The sequence below is a fragment of the Terriglobus sp. TAA 43 genome (genome assembly GCF_000800015.1).
Lineage (GTDB): Bacteria > Acidobacteriota > Terriglobia > Terriglobales > Acidobacteriaceae > Terriglobus.
Genome location: NZ_JUGR01000002.1, coordinates 79,841 through 96,358, shown reverse-complemented (window position 1 = coordinate 96,358; position 16,518 = coordinate 79,841). Strand labels below are relative to the sequence as shown.

Here is a 16,518-nt window from a genome sequence, read left to right as displayed (position 1 = left end):
TTTGAGTGTACGAGGTATGAAGCGAGGGTGCAGCGAACCCGATGCAGGGAACCTGCATCCAACCGCTCCATATCTGTGGTTTTGGGTGTAAAGCATTTGTTTACGTCTCGATGCCGAGCGTTACTGCTTGAAAACAGGCATCATGGCAATAAGACTGAGAGACTTTTGGGGAGCAGGAACGCTGGTGCTGGTGAAGCTGTGGACAGGTGGGGTTGCATTGCGACGAAAGGCATTGTGTTCGGCGGCCGTCATGATCCTGTCGGGCGCTGCCCTGACGATGTACGCGCAGGAGCCAAATGGCCAGCCGTCCAGCCCGGCCACCTCTGGCAATGGTCAGCAACAGCCAGCGACAGGTGCGCAACAGCCCGTTCCTGGCGGCGGCAAGACCGTCCAGGTAGTCCCCGGAAAAACGAATGCGGCTGGTGATGTAACGAGTGGCACCAGCACGGCGGCCACGACCGCAGGTGCCGCGGCGCAGGATGCCGCCCAGGATCAAAGCGAGAAGGCGGGAAAGGCTGCGGACAACGCCGTCGCGGGAGTGTGGGCGCTTCGCGGCAGGAAACTACGTTCCGTCGAGTTTGAAGGCGTTGAGTTCGGTGAGAACGATCCGTTGCCGCAGAAAGAATTGGGATTGAATCCGGGCGACACCATCGCTCCAGACAAGGTGCGCACCGCGACACGCAGATTGTTTCTCACGGGCTTGTATCGCGATATCCAGGTGCGCAGCATTGTGAACAGTGATGGCAGCGTCACGCTTCTGTATGTGGGCACGCCGCGGTACTTTGTTGGGCGCGTTCATATCCAAGGGGTGCGCTCGGAGCGAGTGACTTCGCTGCTGGAAGCCGCGTCTGAGTTGCAGCCCGGCTTGCCGTTCACAAATTCGCAGGTTCGTGCGGGCGAAGAGGGACTTCGTCAGACACTGGCGCAGAACGGCTATTACGCTCCGGTGGTGCACTCTGCAACCGAACACCTTCCTGACGGTAAACAGGTGGATGTCTTCTACCTGATTGACATCGGCAAGCAGGCGTTGGTGGGGAACGTGATCGTGAAGGGTGATCCCGGCCTGACGGTGGACGAGTTCCGCAAACGAAGCAAGTTGCAGGAAAAGAATAAGACGCTGTTTGTCTTCAAAACGAAGAACAAAGTTACGCGCGATACGGTTGGCAATGGCCTGACTCGTCTGCGCAAGTATTACCAGAAGAACGATCGCCTGGAAGCCGCGATTGCATTGGAAAAGAGCCAGTATGCTGCAGATCGTCAGCAACTGGACTACACCTTCCGCGCCTTCCAGGGGCCGCAGGTCAAGGTGAGCATTGACGGGGCGAAGGTATCGAAGTCGCGACAGAAGAAGCTGTTGCCGATCTACGAAGAGAGCGCGGTAGATAACGACCTGCTCAACGAAGGCGCGCATAACATCCGCGAATTTTTGCAGCGGCAGGGCTACTTCGATGCTGAGGTTACGCCGGATGTACGCGGAGTTCCGGATACTCCGACGTATGCAGAGGATGGCACTCCGCTGCCTCCGCCCAGCAACCTGACAGAGACAGTTGCGTTTCACGCCGTCCCCGGAAAGAAATACAAAGTGATTGCCGTGAATGTGACCGGCAACAAGTATTTCGAGACCGACAACATCAAGGAACGGATGCAGGTGGTAAAGGCAGATGCTTATGTCCGTTCCGGACGTTTCTCGCCTGTGCTGCTGTCCAACGATATTGATTCCATCACCTCGCTCTACATGGCCAATGGCTTCACGAAAGTGAAGATCACGACGGATGAGAAGAAGGGTGAGGACGATAAGAAGCTAGGCACGATTACTGTGAATCTTCATATTGATGAAGGTTCGCAGCAAAAGTTCGGCAATATTACGTTGACCGGCGTGGATACTGCGCGAGCCGAACAGATGAAGGCTCTGATCACGGCGGAGACGAATCAGCCTTTCGCGCTGGCCAATGTTTCCAATGACCGCGACAATATTCTGCAAGCTTATCTTTCAAAGGGCTTCGATCAGGCCAAGGTGGAAGTGCGGCAGGCAGTGCGCAAGGACGACGCGACGCGCACTGACGTGACCTACCTCGTCACTGAAGGCGAACAGGTGAATGTGGATCGCGTGCTGATTTCGGGCGTGCAGCATGTGCGCCAGAAACTGGTGACTGACCGGTTGCTGCTGAAGCCCGGGGATCCACTGGATGAAAGCGCTATCGTGGAGATGCAGCGCCGCTACTACGACCTTGCGTTGTTCAATGAGGCGAACGTTGCAGTGCAGAATCCGGAAGGCCTGGCCGACCGTAAGAATGTACTGGTGCAGTTGACTGAGGCGAAGCGCTGGGATGTGACGTATGGTGCGGGTTTTGAGGCGCAGCTCTCCACGCCGCAACCCAATTGCCGTGCGCAGCAATCGATTGGTAATACGACATGCTCGCCAGAAGGCAAAGCTGGCGCTTCCTTCCGCGTATCCGCAGATGTGTCACGCATCAACCTGTTCGGCACCGATCAGTCGCTTGCGTTCCATGTAACGTATGGCCTGTTGGAACGCATTGCTACAGCAACGTGGAATACGCCGAAGTTTCTGGGCCGTCCTAATTTCTCTACGCAGGTGAGCGGCGGTTATTCCAACGTGCAGAACATCTCCACGTTTAAGGCCAGCACACTGCAGGGGTTGTTCCGTTTAACGCAAAAGGTTCCGAAGGCAGATACGTTCATCTACGACTTCACCTATCGGCGCGTGTCGGTGGACCAAAACAGTTTGCAGGTTACGGCAAACCTGATTCCTTTGCTGTCGCAGCCGGTGCGAGTTGGTGGACCTGCATTCACGTGGTATCACGACACGCGTGCGCCTATTCAGCTTGATGCGCAGAAGGGCATGTATCTATCGTTCACGGATTTTCTGGCGAGCGGTGTCTTTGGTTCGCAGACGGACTTCAACAAGGTCGATGTGACTTACTCCAGCTACTACACGTGGGGTAAGAAGCGGAAGTATACGTTCGCACGTAACACCCGCTTTGGTGTGGAGACGACTTCAGGTGCAAATCCGAATGCAGGCATTGAAGGTTGCCAGGGCGAGTTGCTGAATACCAATGCGTCGTGCAATTCGGTTCCGCTGCCGGAACGTTTGTATGCAGGCGGTGCTAACTCGCATCGTGGTTTCGGCATTAATCAAGCTGGACCGCGCGATTTGACGACGGGATATCCGGTTGGCGGATCGGCTGTACTGATCAATACGTTGGAACTGCGTATGCCAGCACCCGTGCTACCGCTTGTGGGCGACAGTGTTTCGTTTGTGTTGTTCCATGACATGGGCAATGCATTTCTGCACGTGGGAGATGTTTTCCCGTCGATTGCTCGTTTCCATCAACCAAACCGCGATACCTGCCGCCAGGTCTCGGGCTTTGTCACAGTTGGCACGTGCGACTTCGCCTACTTCTCTCACGCTGTGGGTCTTGGCGCGCGCTACAACACTCCGGTCGGTCCTATCCGTCTGGATGCCTCGTACAACCTGAATCCGCCGATCTATCCCATCATCGACGACTACACACAGTCCGTGCCCACGCATCATGTGGGTCAGTCAAGCCACTTCCAGTTCTTCTTCTCGATCGGCCAGAGCTTCTGATGACGCGCTTCTATCCATTCCGTTTCGATATCGCGAATTGCCTGCTGATGCTGGGATTAGCACTTGCGGCTGCGCCGTTGCTATCTCAAAAGCCTGCGCCGAAATCGGTGGAGGAAGGCAAACCGCAGACGAAGGAGCAGGCGCGCGCGGATGCGCACAAGCTTCCTGCAGAACGAGGCGATGTGATTGATCGCATTGTTGTCATTGTGAATGGTGATCTTGTACTTGAAAGCGATGTGGAGGAAGAGGAGCGCTTCTCAAAGCTGTATCCGTACGGTGAGGATGATTCGAAGCCGATGCGCGAGCAGGCCATCACGCGTCTCGTCGATCGCACGCTTGTCTTGCAGCAGCTCGGTGGCTTTCCTGCGGTTCCTATTTCTGATGACGAAGTGAACAAGCAAGAGGCGGATTTGCGCAAGGATCTGCCTGCATGTGCCCATGCGGATTGCACCAGCGATGCCGGATGGAAGAAGTTTCTTGAAAAGTCAGGATTCACTTCCGAGGAATTGCGCAGTCGCTTAAAGCAACGTGCGCAGGTTGTGCACTTCATTGAGCAACGTTTCCGCAGCGGCATCCGCATTGGCGATCAGCAAATTGAGGACTATTACAACAACACGCTGTTGCCGCAGTATGCGAAGCAGAAGGCGACTGCGCCTCCGCTCGATTCGATTCGCGACCGTATTGGAGAGATCCTTTTGCAGGAGCAGGTAAGCACGCTGCTGGATGCGTGGCTAAAGACGTTGCGTGACTCCGGGCACGTTCGCATGATGCAACCGAATGAGGAGGCGCCCTGATGACATTGCTGGACGCAAACGCTCCTCCTCCGAACGAGAACGTACCCACACCGAAAAAGTCGCGTGCATGGCGCATCACCGCATGGATTACGGGTTCCGTGCTGCTGTTGGTGGTGCTGCTGGTTGTGGGACTCGGCGTCTACACCACGACGGATGACTTTCAGAATCGCGTTCGCACGCAGTTGATTGCCACGCTGGAAGATGCCACAGGCGGCAAGGTGGATTTGGCGAAGGTGCAGTTCAGCCTGATGCACCTGGCGGTGGAAGCAGATGGACTGGTGATTCATGGGCTCGAGGGGCCGGACCAAGCCCCATACCTTTCGGCAGATCGCATTCTGGTGCGCATCACGTTGAAGAGCCTGTTCGCGCATGCGACGAATTCCAAGGGCGCGATGAAATACATCACGCTGTCGCTGCTGCATGTGGATAAGCCGCAGATTCACCTGATCGTGAATAAGGACGGCTCCACGAACCAACCTGTTCCCAAGACGAAGAGCACCAGCAATGAACCAGTGATGGATACGCTGCTGGATTTGCAGGCGTCGAAGGTGGAACTGGCGAACGGTGTGGCGCTGCTGAATGATCGTGCGATTCCATTCGATCTGGCAGCGCGCGATCTTGGCGTGGACGTTCGTTACATCACAAGCACCGATCATTACGGCATTGACATTGGCGTGAGCGACATCCGTACGCGGATGGATCAGATGCCGGAGGCGCAGTCGCGGCTGAAGGTAAAGGCTGAAATCGGGCGCAAGCTTATTAGCATTCAGCAACTCAGCTTTGATACGGGCAAGAGCTCCCATCTGGATGCGACGGCGCACGTGGAGAACTTTGATAATCCCGTATGGAACGTTACTGTGAAGGGCAATGTGGAGGTTCCGCAAATCTCCGTCCTAAGCGGTTTCCCGGGACTTACAGCAGGCGTCGTCGATCTGGATCTGGCGGGCCATTCCTGCGCCGTTGCACCGCAGGAGGCACAGAAGAAGCCTCGCTTCTGGCAGCGTCGCAATCCCAATGCGAATCCTGCCAGCACCAAGACATTGCCGCCTGCTCCCGAATGCGAAAAGGGATACCTGATGGTGGGCAGTGCGAAGCTGCACTCCGTTGGATATCACGATGAATATGTGGTCGTGAACGGGGTGAATGGCGGCGCGTCTTTGAAAGTAACGCCGACTGAGCTTCTGTTTAACGCTATTGCGCTAGACCTTCCCGGTGGCGGCACGATTGCCGGTGACATGCGTATTAACAACTGGCTAGGAGAAGTGCCGCCCGAAGCTCCTGCGCAATCTCCCACGATTGTTGCAGGGCAGAAGACGGCGAATGCAACCGCGAAGATTGCAAATGCCAAGCCGCCCGCGACAGGCTCTCTTGCAATTACGCCGGTGGAGCGCGCCCACGCTTACGTTGACGTGAAGCTGGCTGGAATCTCGCTGCGAACGATTAATGAAGTTACCGAACCACGTCACTATTCAGACCTTGGCATTGATACTGCCGTGAATGGTCCTGTTCATGTGGAGTGGGGCGGACCGGCGAAGGATCTGCCGAGTTCGGTGATTGTCAGCGCTGATCTAAAACTGGCACCACAGAACCTTCACCGCCGCGGTGCGATACAGAATATTCCACTGACTGGTGTGGTGAAGGCGACCTATCGCGGATCGAATGAGACTGTTGCGATTCAGCAGTTGGATGCGCATACGCCTGCGTCCACCGTCCAGGCTACGGGAACACTGGGTGTGGCGAATGGCGATCCGCTGACGAGCCTGAATCTTATTGCAGACTTCCGCGACCTGTCTGAGTTCGATTCGATCCTGAACATCATTGGCTACGAGAGCAATGGCAAGAAGGGAAGCGCCGCACTGCCTGTTGCATTGCATGGTGACGCGCATTTCCAGGGTGTCGCATCCGGCCCGATTGCCGGGCTGGATATCAAGGGACATCTTCAAGCGAACGAACTCACGGCGCACCTGGGTAGCATGGGCGACGTCGCTATTGATTCGCTTGTGGCCGATGCTGAGTATGCGCCTTCCGGTGTGACAGTGGCGAGTTCCACGATTCACCGCGGCACTGCTGTATTGAATGCATCCGGCTTGGTGAAACCACATCGTGTGGTGAAGCGCGGTGTGGTGTCGTATGAGTTCGACGATGAAACGCAGGTGCAGGCAAAGCTGCAACTTGCCGATGCACAGATTCACGATGTGCTGGAGATTGCAGGCCAAGGTGCGCTTCCCGTTACCGGCGTCGTTGCTGTGAATGGCAGTGTTGACGGTACGTTTGGCAATCTTACGGGCGATGGAACATTGTCGTTGCGCAATGGTGTGGCATACGACCAGCCCTACGATGCGGTGACGGCGAATGTTTCGGTACGCGGCCAGGAGATCTCTGCATCGACGCTGGATGTGAAGGCGCAGGGCGCGGAGGTCACAGGTAACGGCAGCTACAACCTGACGTCGAAACACGTGAAGGCGCATCTGCAGGCGAATGATGTTCGCCTGTCGAATCTACTGGCTGTGCGCAAGGCGGGCACGCCGGTGGATGGTGTCTTGACCTTCCGCGCAGATGCGGATGGAACGCTGGACGCACCGGGACTGAACGCACATCTGCAGCTGGCAAATGCGACGTACCAGAAGCAGGCGTTGGGGCAGTTAACTGCCGATGTGAACAGCAGCGGCAACATGATCTACCTGAAGGCGCACAGCGATCTATTGACTGCAAAGCTGGATGCGAATGGTCAGTTGCAACTGGTGGGCGACTATCCCATGCAGGCGCATGCGACCTTCAGCAATCTGGATGTGGCGCCGGTTCTGAAGCTAACGGGATCGTCGTTCGAAGCGACTTCTGTGATTGCCGGTGAACTGAATGTAAGTGGACCGGCGAAGAAGCCGGAGGCGTTGAGCGGAACGCTGACGGTGAATCCGCTGCAGGTGACTACGCAAGGACTGACGTTTGTTTCTGCGGCGCCAGTGCATGCTTCGTTGACGAATGGCACAGTGCGGCTGGATGAGCTACACGTTACCGGCCCTGAGACAGATCTGCATGCTTCCGGCTCTGTTCAGATCTTCTCTCCGGATGGTAAGCCGCTGCCCGCACAGGGAGGCGCGATTAATGCGCAGGCAAATGGCAGCTTGAATGTCGCGCTGGCGCATCGTTTGAAGCCGCAGGTCATTGCGTCTGGCATGGTGAACTTTAACGTGACGGCCAGCGGAACGACATCGAAACCGATTCTCGGTGGCAAGATGACGTTCAGCAACACGAACATTGCGTACGACACGATTCCGAATGGGTTGTCGAACATTACCGGAACTGCAACGTTTACAGATGACCGCCTGGTGATGGACAACGTCACAGCGACGAGCGGTGGTGGTCGCATCAAGTTGACAGGATTTGTCCAGTTCCGCGGCGGCTTGTTTGCAGACATGACAGCGACGGCGACCGCGGTGCGTGTGCGTTACTACGGCGTGTCCGCAACGATGAATGCGTCGCTTCGACTCCAGGGATCGGGTGATGGTGCTTCGCTTTCGGGCAACATTCTCATCACGCGATTCGGACTTGCGGAGACATTTGACTTTGCTTCTGTTGCAGGTGGTAGCGGCGATGTGTCTGCACCTCCAGACCCGGATTCGTTGTTGAACAAGATCGTTCTGAATGTTCATGTTCAGTCGTCGCCTGCGCTGGATTTCCAGAACAGCTATGCGCGCATTGCGGGTACGGTCGACCTGTCGTTGCGCGGAACGGCCGCAGTCCCGGCAGTACTGGGCAAGGTGACCATTAATGATGGTTCTGCGACCTTCTCTGGAACGAAGTATCAATTGCAGCGTGGTCAGATTTACTTCAACAACCCGATTCGCATTGATCCTCTGATTGATCTGGATGCCACGGCACGCGTGGAGAATTACGACGTGACCATCGGTGTTCATGGCACGTCGAAGAACTTCAAACTGACGTATCGTTCGGAACCACCGCTATCGCAGGCTGATATTTTCAACCTGCTGGCGCTGGGACGCACGCAGGAAGAAGCGGCGATTAATACGCAGCAACTGCAGCAGCAGGGGCAGGACCCGACAACGAATGCGCTGCTGGGTGGCGCGTTGAACGCGACGGTTTCCAACCGCGTGAATAAGCTGTTTGGCGGTAGCGGCAAGGTGAAGATTGATCCTGCATACGTGGGAACGATCGGCGCCTCGTCCGCGCGCATCACCGTTGAGCAGCAGGTGACGCGCCAGATTACGGTGACCTTTGCGACCAGCATCAACACGTCGGCACAGCAATTGATTCAGTTGCAATACCAGTTGAGCGATAACAAATCCATTGTGGTAACTCGAGACGAAAATGGCGTGTTCTCGATGGTGTACAAGATTCGCAAGCGGTATCGCTAGGGCAACTTTGCGAGTCAAGCCGGGTTTGTTTCTTTGGAGATGGAAATGAAGGTCAGAACAAATGCGGGAATGGTCTTGGCGTTGGCAGCTGTGATGATGCCGACGCTTGCGATGCGTGCCCAGTCGAAGGTGCCGGACGCGCAGATTCAGACAGACGTGCAGAAGTCGCTGGATAACAAACAGTTCCACGATGTGCATAGCACCGTGAAGAACGGCATGGTGACTTTGACTGGCAATGTGGATCTGTACGCCACCAAGGAAGACGCGGAACACAAGATTCATCACAAAAAAGGCGTTGTAGCCGTGCAGAACCTGATCAAGGTGCAAGGCGGCGAAGTTTCAGATACGCAGTTGCGTGACAAGCTTGCGGAAAAGCTGGCGTATGACCGCGTTGGTTATGGCACAACGGCATTTAACAGCTTCACCATTGGTGTGCAGGGTGGCGTGGTGACGCTCGGTGGCGTGGCGTATGGCCCTACCGATAAGGACTCCGCCATTTCGCTGGTGTCGCACTATCCCGGCGTGAGAGATGTGGTGGACGACATTGAAGTGGCGCCGCTTTCGCCGAATGATGATCGTATCCGTTTGGCTGCCGCGCGGGCGATCTACGGATTTCCGTCGCTCCAGCGGTACGCCATGGACCCGGCAAAGCCGATTCGCATTACGGTGGTGAATGGCGACATTACGCTGACTGGCGTGGTGGATCGGCAGGCGGATAAAGATGCTGCCGGCATTCGGGCGAATGGTGTTGCCGGAGCTTTCAAGGTGACGAATAACCTGCAGGTGGCCGGGGAACCCGTCGGCGAAAAGTGACAAAGTAGATTGCAGGAGGCGTGCGGCCATACACTAAGAGGTGTATGGCCGTTTCGCTTGCACACACATGGCGCAGCACGCGCATTACGCTGGAAATGATCAAGTGGGAACACTCGATCTTTGCGCTTCCTTTTGCCTTGACCGGAGCGGTGCTTGCCGCAGGTGGTTGGCCACATGCGGTGACGCTGCTTTGGATCGTGGTGTGCATGGTGTCTCTGCGTACTGCAGCGATGGCGTTTAATCGCTGGGCCGATGCAGAGATTGATAGCCTGAATCCGCGCACCAAGATGCGTGCCATTCCCGCAGGGCTCTTGTCCAAGGGCTTCGTCGGGATGTTCACCCTCGTTTCGCTGGCGATCTTTCTGTTCGCTGCGGCGATGCTGAATCATCTGACGCTGCTGCTGAGTCCGATTGCAATTGTGGTGGTGCTTTCCTATAGCTACATGAAGCGGCTTACGCGCTGGTCGCACCTGGTGCTTGGACTGGCGTTGGGCATTGCACCTTCAGCTGCTTGGATTGCTGTACGAGGCACTCTTGATCCGCGCATCATTGTGCTTACTGGTGCGGTATTGCTGTGGGTTGCTGGTTTTGATGTGCTGTATGCGTGCCAAGACTTTGAGCACGATCGTGCGCATGGCTTGAACAGTGTGCCGCAGGCATTCGGTATGCAGGGCGCATTTTTATTAGCTCGGGTGATGCATGTGCTGATGCTCGGATTGCTGGCGTGGCTGGTGGTGCTGTTTCACCTTGGCCCAATTGCGATGATCGGCGTTGTACTGGTGGCAGGATTGCTGCTGTATGAGCACAGCTTGATTTCGCCGAAAGACATCAGTCGTATGAATGCCGCTTTCTTCACGCTGAATGGAATCATCTCCGTCGTGTTCTTTATTTCTGTCGCTGCGGATATCGCTGTGCGGAATCTACAGGCGCGATAATTGATATCGCTTTTGGGGAAGTGTATCGTTTAACCTTTCGGTGGCCGTTGGAAGCGGTTATGGCTGCGAGGAGAGCGATGCGTGTTGTTGTGTGCGTTGTGATGTTGGTGTTGTCTGGGGTTGGAATGGCGCAGACAACGCTCCCTGCGAACTCTGCTGACGCAGACTTCTCGCAAAGCCGTCGCTATCGTGATGACGACCTGCATGCGAAAGCGCGCGTGGTGTTTCTCGGCGATTCGATCATGGATTACTGGGGCAGCCACAACGGCAAGTGGTTCTCATATACGGGATGGATCAACCGCGGCATTGGCGGACAGACCACCCAGCAACTTCTGTTGCGCGAGCGGCATGACGTGCTCGACTTACACCCGCAGGCAGTGGTGTTGGAAGGTGGCAGCAATGACATGCGGCTGGGATTTTCGCCGGAGGAGATTCGCGACAACATTCTCTCCATGGGCGAGCTTGCGCAGGCGAATGGATTGAAAGTGTACGTTGTGCAGATGACGCCAGTGTGCGATTGTGTGCGTCCGTTGACCGGATTGCGCACGGTGGAACACATCCATCATCTGAATGAACTGCTCGTAGCGATGGCGCAGAAGAAACACTGGGATGTTCTGGATTTCAACTCGCCGCTGGAAGATGCTGAAGGGAAGATGCGTGCTGAGTTGACTGTGGACGGCGTGCATCCGAACGATCGTGGATATGAGTTGTTAGCTCCTGTTGTGGAGCGTGCGTTGGTTCGTTATACGAAGTAGTTTGTAGCGATGAAAAGAGAACGGCGGGAAGATATCTTCCCGCCGTTGTCATTAGCGCAAGTTATTACGCGCTGCGACGAAGCTCGTCACGCTTGATCTGCTCGCGTGTCTTCATTTCATCCATCTTGGTGTTTACGGAATCCTTAATGTGCTCCACGCCGGCTGCAAACTTGTCGCGCGCTGTTACGGGTTCTCCGGTGACTATGTCCGCATGTGTCTTGGCGGTTTTGTGCATTTCGTGCACCGTGTCCTTGGCATTTCCCCAAGTCTCCTTCGCGGCGCCCTTCACACGATCTTCCGCTCCCGCATTGGCCAGGTCTCGGCTATTTACAGCTTCGCCCACTGCTTGTTCTGCCTTGCCGAATGCATTCTGCATCTTGCCCTTGATTTGATCGCTGTTCATCGTTTTCTCCTTCGCAGTTATGCTGCGTTCTTACGCGAACGATGGGTATGATGCAGCACGCAATGAGAAAGGTCACCGCGCAAATGCGATGACCTTTCATGAGTTTTAAAATGTCGCGTTCTTTTTGTAAGTTCTAAAGCGATCTGCGTCCCGCCAGTAGATTGAAGATCAGCGAGATGATTGCAAGCACAATCAGAATGTGAATCCAGCCACCGACGGTATAGCCGCTGACAAGGCCAAGCAGCCACAATACAAGCAGAATTACGGTAATTGTCCAAAGCATCGTCGACTCTCCAGATGCCCTGGCCAGCCGGGCCGGGGCGGGGAATTAGTGTGTACCAACGCCATGCATGACATGACGTTTGCAGCCACATCAACATAGTTGCCGGGTAAACTTGGCGAGTTGTCTTTGCATGAAAACAATGTTGGTTTTCACAGAAGACACGCGCAGGAGAAGAGTGAGTTGAAGAAGATTGCCATCCAGGGAGAGCCGGGTTCGAACAGTCACCTGGCAACGCGCCAACTGTTGGGAGAAGTGGAACTAGTGCCGTGTGCGCTGTCCGTGGAAGTGCTGGAAAAACTCACGCGCTCCAAACAAGCCGATGCTGCTGTGTTGCCGGTGGAGAACAGTCTGCATGGCGCTGTCGCGGACCATTCCGATCTGTTGCTGCGCTACGGCGTGGAGATTGTGGCGGAGTGCTCCCTCCGCATCCGTCATGCATTGATGGCTGTACCCGGCGTGGCAGAAGAACAAGTGAAGCATGTGTTGTCCCATCCCGTGGCGCTATCGCAGTGTCGCAAGTTCTTCATGGAACATCCGGGATTGGAAGCGGTGCCGTTTTATGACACCGCCGGGGCGATTAAGCACTTGATAGCAGACCACATAACCGATGAAGCGGCGATTGCCGCTCCGTTTGCCGCCGAAGTGTATGGGGCGACGATTCTGCGCGGTGATCTGGAAGACGATCCGAAAAACTTCACACGCTTCTTTCTGCTGACGAGGAAGGAGAATGCGGAGAGTTTTCGACCGGCGGGTGCGGCTATCAATAAGATTTCATTAGCGTTTGACCTGCCTCACCGACCGGGGTCACTGCTGGAGGCCCTTAAGAAGCTGGTAGCGGCGGGGGCAGACCTGACCCGGATCGATTCGCGGCCGGTGCCGGGGCGGCCGTGGGAGTACACGTTTTTCGTCGACCTGCGGATTCCGTCTCCGGATGCCGCGGATGCGGTTGTGGCCGGATTACGCCAATCGTGCCGGGAAGTGGTGGAATTGGGTCGCTACGAGGCAGCGGTGCTTCCTGAGGAGTAGACTTCCGCTGCGCCTGACGCGGGCTGTAATCTGCAGCGGAAAACGCGCGTCAGCACAAGCGGCAAGAATTTGGGTTGCGGCATCCATTCTGAAGACGGCAATTCTGCCGATAGGCAGCGTAAGTCCTTACAGGTTTCCGGCTGGTTTGCAGTTTTTGACACCGGAATGAATCCGTGCGTGACTTGATGCATCAGATGTGTGAATATCTGATGGAAGGACACTCAACTATGTCAAACGATTTTGTAAGTGTGATCCAGCCGACGGCGTCGGACCCGGACCGCAAGCGCAGCGCGCGCGCCCTCCCCGTCCTTCCCGTCCGCGATACCGTGCTGTTTCCGCATGCGGTGCTGCCTTTGACCGTGGGGCGTGACAGTTCGATTCAGCTCATCCAGTCCCTGGGTGACGAAAAGACCATCCTGGTGGTGGCGCAGCGCGATGCGCGCCAGGATACGCCGGACGCCAGCGAACTGCACCAGACCGGCACGCTCGCTACGATCCACAAAGTGGTGAAGATGCCGAACCAGAGCCTTTTTGTGTTCACGGAAGGCACGGAGCGCATCCGGCTGGGAGAATTTGAGCAACGTACGCCGTTTCTGACGGCCAGCTACGAGACGATTCCGGACAACGATTCGGACAAGACGCCCGAACTGGAGGCATTGCAGCGCAATGTGGTTTCGCAGTTCCAGCAGATCGTGGCGGCGTCGCCGACGCTTTCCGACGATTTGCAGACGATTGCGCTGAATATCGAGGAGCCGGGCCGTCTGGCGGACTTCATTGGTTCGTCGTTGCCGTTTTTGACCACCGCGGACAAGCAGGAATTGCTGGAAACCACAGATGTGGAAGCCCGCATGGATCGCCTGAACAAGCACCTGGTGAAGGAGCTTGAGGTGCAGCAGCTTCGTTCGAAGATTCAGAACGAAGTGCAGGATGCCGTGCAGCAATCGCAGCGCGAGTACTATTTGCGCGAGCAGCAGAAGGCTATCAGCAAGGAATTGGGCGAGACGGACGAGACCAACAAGGCCATCGAAGAGCTGCGCGCCAAGATTGAAGCCGCCGGCATGCCAGAAGACACGAAGAAGGAGGCTCTGAAGGAGCTGAACCGTCTTCAGCGGATGAACCCGGCGCAGCCGGATTACGGCATGACGCGCAGCTACATCGAGTGGCTGGCGGTGCTGCCGTGGGCCAAGTCTAGCGGCAAGCAAGTGGATATTCCGCAGGCCGCTGCGTTCCTCGATGAGGATCATTACGGTCTGCAGAAGGTGAAGGATCGCATTTTGGATTACCTCTCGGTGCGGCGCTTGAAGCCGGACATGAAGGGACCGATCCTGTGCTTTGTTGGACCTCCGGGCGTGGGTAAGACCTCACTGGGCAAGAGCATTGCACGTGCGCTGGGACGTAAGTTTGCACGTATTTCGCTGGGCGGTATGCATGATGAGGCGGAGATCCGCGGACATCGTCGTACGTACATCGGCGCGATGCCGGGGCAGATCATCCAGAACCTGAAGCGCGTGGAGACGAACGATCCGGTGTTCATGCTGGACGAAATCGACAAGCTGGGCCGCGACTTCCGTGGCGATCCTGCGAGTGCGCTTTTGGAAACGCTGGACCCTGCTCAGAATGGCACGTTCCGCGATAACTACCTGGATCAGCCGTTCGATCTGAGCAAGGTGTTGTTTATCTGCACGGCGAATCAGCTTGATCCGATTCCGGCGCCGTTGCTGGACCGCATGGAGATCATTGAACTCACTGGTTATACCGAGGAGGAAAAGATCAGCATTGCGGAACGGTATCTCGCTCCGCGTCAGATCAAGGAAAACGGTATCGACGGCAACGAGGGCGCAGAGAAGGAACACAAAGCAGGCAACGGCGTTCCGGTGGCTGCTGTGTCCGACGATCGAGGTGATCTGCTGAGTAGCGATGCGGCGGTTGCGCATTCCACTGCGGAAAGCAGCCCGGAGGTTCCGGAGTCGCAGTTGCCGAAGCAGACGGATGAGCCAAAGATCATCTTCCCGCGTGAGTCGTTGGGCATCATTGCGCGGCACTACACGCGTGAGGCTGGCGTGCGCCGGTTGGAGCAGTTGATTGGCACGGTCTGCCGCAAGCAGGCACGCCGCATCGCTGAAGGCAAGACGGAGACGTTGACCGTGACGCCGGAGGTGATTCGCGAGTTCCTTGGTGGTTACAAGGTGCGCGTGGATACGGAGATTGCGGAGCGTACGAAGCGTGCGGGTGTAGCGGTTGGGCTTGCGTGGACTCCTGTGGGCGGCGATGTGTTGTTCATCGAAGCCAACAAGATGAAGGGCAAGGGCAGTTTCCAGATCACGGGCCAGATTGGCGATGTGATGAAGGAGAGCATGCAGGCAGCACTGACATGGGTGCGTTCGAACGCGACCAAGCTGGGGCTGGATGAAGATGTGTTGAAGGACATTGATCTTCATCTGCATGTACCTGCAGGAGCGATCCCGAAGGATGGCCCAAGTGCGGGTGTGACGATGGCCTCGGCGATCGTTAGCTTGCTTACCGATATGCCGGTGCGTCCGTTGCTGGCGATGACGGGTGAAATCACGCTCAGTGGCAATGTGTTGCCGGTGGGCGGTATCAAGGAGAAGTTCCTGGCTGCAAAGCGTGCTGGTGTGAAGGACGTGATTCTGCCGATTGATGTGAAGCCGAACGTCGAGGAAGATCTCACGGCTGATCAGACTGAAGGCATCACCATTCACTATGCATCGCGCATTGAGGATGTGTTGGCAGTTGCTTTGCCGCACACCATGACCGAACTGAAGAAGGACACTGAGGTGCGCGAAGAACTGGTGCACCAGGCAGCGTAAAACTGAATTGCAACAGCAAGACGCGCGATCTGAAAAGGTCGCGCGTTTTTCTTTTGCAGGATGGCATGAGTTTTATCGTGGCGAATCAACTCAAATGCGCTGGAGACGCTCTTATGGTTGAGAACGGAGTGTCTATGGCGAAAGCTGTTGCGAAGAAAGCGAGTGCAACTAAGAAGTCTGTGCGGCGTTCCATGCCCAAGGAGGGACGCGATCCCAAGGGCGGACTGACCGAGGCGGGGCGCGCCTGGTATGCCGCGAAGACTGGCGCAAATCTGAAACCGGGCGTGAAGGGGCCGCCGGATACGCCGGAGAAGATGCGCCGCAAGGGTTCGTTTCTGGCGCGAATGTTTACCAATCCGCGTGGGCCAATGCAGGATGCGAAGGGAAGGCCGACTCGGTTGGCGTTGAGTGCGCAGGCCTGGGGCGAGAAGTTGCCGAAGACGATGCATGAGGCACACATGCTTGCGGCGGAGGGTAGGCGTTTGCTGGCGCAGTATCAGGTGGCCAAGAAGTCTGCAGTGAAGAAAGCACCTGCGAAGAAATCCGCCGTAAAGAAATCTGCTTCGAAGAAGGCCACCGCGAAGAAGGCCGTCGCAAAGACCGCCGCGCGAAAGGTGTCAACGTAACGGAATCTCGGGAATCCTGTTTTCTTCGAAGCACAGAACTGGATTGCCACGATGAGCATGGCAATCCAGTCTTGC

Annotated in this window: 11 protein-coding genes; 9 read left to right on the top strand and 2 right to left on the bottom strand. The window is 56.3% G+C overall.

Features of this window, described 5'->3' with window-relative positions; all coding sequences use genetic code 11:
• Window positions 1-142: 142 nt before the first annotated feature.
• The 6 genes from M504_RS15015 to M504_RS14990 all read left to right on the top strand — a co-directional run bounded on the left by M504_RS15015 (window position 143) and on the right by M504_RS14990 (window position 11,277).
• Window positions 143-3,607 (top strand): POTRA domain-containing protein, encoded by a 3,465-nt coding sequence (locus M504_RS15015; protein WP_232296312.1) that lies wholly within the window; start codon window positions 143-145, stop codon window positions 3,605-3,607.
• Window positions 3,607-4,401: a peptidylprolyl isomerase gene (locus tag M504_RS15010; RefSeq protein WP_052200885.1), complete on the top strand. Its 795-nt coding sequence runs from the start codon at window positions 3,607-3,609 to the stop codon at window positions 4,399-4,401. The genes M504_RS15015 and M504_RS15010 overlap by 1 nt, the downstream gene beginning before the upstream one ends.
• The gene (locus M504_RS15005; protein ID WP_047495243.1) at window positions 4,401-8,774 is read left to right on the top strand and encodes a translocation/assembly module TamB domain-containing protein; all 4,374 of its coding nucleotides are present in this window, start codon (window positions 4,401-4,403) and stop codon (window positions 8,772-8,774) included. Before M504_RS15010 ends, M504_RS15005 begins: the two co-directional genes overlap by 1 nt.
• A gap of 45 nt (window positions 8,775-8,819) precedes the next feature.
• Window positions 8,820-9,587 (top strand): BON domain-containing protein, encoded by a 768-nt coding sequence (locus tag M504_RS15000; protein WP_047495240.1) that lies wholly within the window; start codon window positions 8,820-8,822, stop codon window positions 9,585-9,587.
• Between the two features lie 44 nt (window positions 9,588-9,631).
• Window positions 9,632-10,522, top strand: a complete 891-nt coding sequence (locus M504_RS14995) for a UbiA-like polyprenyltransferase (protein WP_047495238.1) — start codon at window positions 9,632-9,634, stop codon at window positions 10,520-10,522.
• Window positions 10,523-10,599: 77 nt separating this feature from the next.
• A complete protein-coding gene (locus tag M504_RS14990; RefSeq protein WP_052200884.1) occupies window positions 10,600-11,277 on the top strand; it encodes a GDSL-type esterase/lipase family protein in 678 nt (225 codons plus the stop codon).
• Between the two features lie 64 nt (window positions 11,278-11,341).
• Here M504_RS14990 and M504_RS14985 read toward each other — a convergent pair whose 3' ends face one another.
• Together M504_RS14985 and M504_RS22120 are read right to left on the bottom strand one after the other, a co-directional pair.
• Window positions 11,342-11,680, bottom strand: coding sequence for a CsbD family protein (locus M504_RS14985; protein WP_047495234.1), 339 nt, complete (start codon window positions 11,678-11,680; stop codon window positions 11,342-11,344).
• Between the two features lie 133 nt (window positions 11,681-11,813).
• Window positions 11,814-11,963: a lmo0937 family membrane protein gene (locus M504_RS22120; RefSeq protein ID WP_156784997.1), complete on the bottom strand. Its 150-nt coding sequence runs from the start codon at window positions 11,961-11,963 to the stop codon at window positions 11,814-11,816.
• A 180-nt stretch (window positions 11,964-12,143) separates the two neighbouring features.
• Between M504_RS22120 and M504_RS14980 the strand changes: the two genes are divergently transcribed.
• The 3 genes from M504_RS14980 (at window position 12,144) to M504_RS14970 (ending at window position 16,443) form a co-directional block, all read left to right on the top strand.
• Window positions 12,144-12,989 carry a prephenate dehydratase domain-containing protein gene (locus tag M504_RS14980; protein WP_052200883.1) on the top strand — a complete coding sequence of 282 codons (846 nt, stop codon included), beginning with the start codon at window positions 12,144-12,146 and terminating at the stop codon, window positions 12,987-12,989.
• 227 nt (window positions 12,990-13,216) lie between these two features.
• A complete protein-coding gene (gene lon / locus M504_RS14975) occupies window positions 13,217-15,817 on the top strand; it encodes an endopeptidase La (RefSeq protein ID WP_047495231.1) in 2,601 nt (866 codons plus the stop codon).
• A gap of 134 nt (window positions 15,818-15,951) precedes the next feature.
• Window positions 15,952-16,443, top strand: coding sequence for a DUF6321 domain-containing protein (locus M504_RS14970; RefSeq protein ID WP_198137647.1), 492 nt, complete (start codon window positions 15,952-15,954; stop codon window positions 16,441-16,443).
• Window positions 16,444-16,518 lie beyond the last annotated feature (75 nt).

Coding starts and splice junctions, on each gene's coding strand:
- M504_RS15015 (WP_232296312.1), top strand. CDS start 143: ATGGCAATAAGACTGAGAGACTTTTGGGGAGCAGGAACGCTGGTGCTG.
- M504_RS15010 (WP_052200885.1), top strand. CDS start 3,607: ATGACGCGCTTCTATCCATTCCGTTTCGATATCGCGAATTGCCTGCTG.
- M504_RS15005 (WP_047495243.1), top strand. CDS start 4,401: ATGACATTGCTGGACGCAAACGCTCCTCCTCCGAACGAGAACGTACCC.
- M504_RS15000 (WP_047495240.1), top strand. CDS start 8,820: ATGAAGGTCAGAACAAATGCGGGAATGGTCTTGGCGTTGGCAGCTGTG.
- M504_RS14995 (WP_047495238.1), top strand. CDS start 9,632: ATGGCCGTTTCGCTTGCACACACATGGCGCAGCACGCGCATTACGCTG.
- M504_RS14990 (WP_052200884.1), top strand. CDS start 10,600: ATGCGTGTTGTTGTGTGCGTTGTGATGTTGGTGTTGTCTGGGGTTGGA.
- M504_RS14985 (WP_047495234.1), bottom strand. CDS start 11,680: ATGAACAGCGATCAAATCAAGGGCAAGATGCAGAATGCATTCGGCAAG.
- M504_RS22120 (WP_156784997.1), bottom strand. CDS start 11,963: ATGCTTTGGACAATTACCGTAATTCTGCTTGTATTGTGGCTGCTTGGC.
- lon (WP_047495231.1), top strand. CDS start 13,217: ATGTCAAACGATTTTGTAAGTGTGATCCAGCCGACGGCGTCGGACCCG.
- M504_RS14970 (WP_198137647.1), top strand. CDS start 15,952: ATGGCGAAAGCTGTTGCGAAGAAAGCGAGTGCAACTAAGAAGTCTGTG.